Here is a 1,953-nt window from a genome sequence, read left to right as displayed (position 1 = left end):
CGTCTGCGACCTCTCGGACGCCGCCGCCACCGCGGCGCTCGCGGCCGATCTCGCGGCGCGCGGGGCCGGACATCCTGGTGAACAATGCGGGCTTCGGCGACTATGGCCCGTTCGCGGACCTGCCGGCGGAGAATGCCGCGGGCATGATCGCCACCAACGTCGCCGCCCTCACTTGCCTCACCGCTGCGGTGTTGCCGGCCATGCGGGCGCGGGGCGCGGGGCGCATCCTCAACGTCGCCTCCACCGCCGCCTTCGCGCCGCTGCCGCTCGCCGCCGTCTACGGCGCCACCAAGGCCTATGTGCTCTCGTTCTCGCTGGCGCTCGCCGAGGAACTGGCGCAGAGCGGCGTCACCGTCACCGCGCTGTGTCCCGGCCCCACGCCCACGGGCTTCGCCGCGCGCGCCGGCATGACGCGCACGGAGCTGTTCCGCGGCGCCCCGCTCACCGGCGTCGAAGAGGTGGCGGCGCAGGGCGTTGAAGCGATGATGGCGGGCCGGACCATGGTGGTGGTCGGCGGCGCCAACCGGCTGCTCGCCTTTGCCACCCGTTTCGTCCCGCGCGGCCTCGCCGCCCGCATCTCCCATCGCGCCATGCGCGAGCGGCTGGGATAGAGCACGCGCCGGCTACTTCGCCAGCAGCACGCCGGTGCAGGCCTCGGGCAGCTCGGCCAGCGTCAAAGGCGGCTTGGGCTTGGAGGGCTCCTTCGAGGGCTTGGGGTTGAGCACCGCGTCGGTGAACCACCAGTCCAACTCGGTGCCGCAGCCCTCGCCGCCGGGGATCGGGTCCTGGGCACGGCAGCCCGGGCTGTCGTTCGGGCAGCCGATGCGGATGTGCATGTGGTAGTCGTGGCCCCAATAGGGGCGGACCTTGGCGAGCCAGGCGCGGTTGCCGGTGGCGTCGCGGCACAGCGCCTTCTTGATGGCGGCGTTCACCAGCACCCGCTCCACCTGCGGGTCGGTGGCGGCGAGGCGCACCACCTTCCAGTGGTCGGGGCGCCAGTTGGCGGGATCGATGTCGCGCCGGTCGGCGCGCACCATCATGGTGGCGGAGAGCTTCTCCCGCTCCTCGCGGGTGAATTCGCGGCCCGGGCTCGGCGTGAGCCAGACGTCCACGTCGAGGCCGAGCTGATGCGAGGCATGGCCCGTGAGCATGGGCCCGCCGCGCGGCTGCGCCATGTCGCCCACCAGGATGCCCGGCCAGGACGACACTTTCGGCACCTGCAGCGCGAACCGCTCGACGAACGCCACCAGATCGGGATGTCCCCAGTTGCGATTGCGCGACAAGCGCATGGCCTGCCAGGCGGGACCGTTCACCGGCAGCGCCACGCCGCCGGCGAGACAGCCCTTGGAATAGAAGCCGATGGACCGCGCCGCGAGCGGCGCCGGCCCGTCAACCCTGCCGAACAGCTCCTTGGCCGGCTTGTCCGCCAGCGCCGGTGGCACGCTCTGGGCGGACGCCGCGCCGGCCGGCAGCAGCGCCGCAAGGGCGAGGAGCGCAGCCGCGAGACGGGCGCGCACCGGCCGGGCCATCAGCTCGCCGCCTTGTGGGTGAGCACCACGAAGTCCTGTTTGGTGCGGGTGTCCGGATGGGCCGGCAGATCGGTGATGAACAATGTCGCCCCCGGCATCACCAGCGCCGCCACCTGCTGGTTGATGGTGGTGTCGATGCCGATGCGGGACAGGGTGCGCTGGGCCGCGCCGGTGGCCGCGTCGCCACCCTCCAGCGACACCGCGTTCCAGCGCGCCGGCTGGCCGGGCGCGGCCGCGGTGAGCACATAGACCACATTGCCGAGCGGCGTGCCGGGATCGGCGATGGTCACCGGGCCGGTCACGGCCGGCTTGCCGCCCTTGAGGCCGATGAGCGTCCTGTCCGCGCCGCTGATGACGATGCTCACCGGCTCCGGCGGCGGCGCGGCGGCGCCCGGGCCTGCGGCGTCTGGCCGTCCTGGGGCGG

2 protein-coding genes and 1 pseudogene are annotated in these 1,953 nt (G+C 73.4%); 1 reads left to right on the top strand and 2 read right to left on the bottom strand.

Going from position 1 to position 1,953, the window contains the following annotated elements; all coding sequences use genetic code 11:
- On the top strand, positions 1-611 hold a 611-nt coding region (locus AC2W7M_RS24560), incomplete at its 5' end, for an SDR family NAD(P)-dependent oxidoreductase (protein ID WP_486135646.1).
- 12 nt (positions 612-623) lie between these two features.
- On the opposite strand, the gene mepA is transcribed toward AC2W7M_RS24560, so the two are convergent.
- Together mepA and AC2W7M_RS24550 are read right to left on the bottom strand one after the other, a co-directional pair.
- Positions 624-1,529 carry a penicillin-insensitive murein endopeptidase gene (gene mepA, locus AC2W7M_RS24555; RefSeq protein ID WP_486135644.1) on the bottom strand — a complete coding sequence of 302 codons (906 nt, stop codon included), beginning with the start codon at positions 1,527-1,529 and terminating at the stop codon, positions 624-626.
- A pseudogene (locus AC2W7M_RS24550) lies at positions 1,529-1,953 on the bottom strand (L,D-transpeptidase); the annotation flags it as partial. The pseudogene AC2W7M_RS24550 and the gene mepA, both read right to left, overlap by 1 nt.

The organism is Xanthobacter sp. BG11Y11_SDJG (assembly GCF_057364445.1).
The sequence above is the reverse complement of the archived record's forward strand: the minus strand, read 5'-3'. Positions and strand labels throughout refer to the sequence as shown.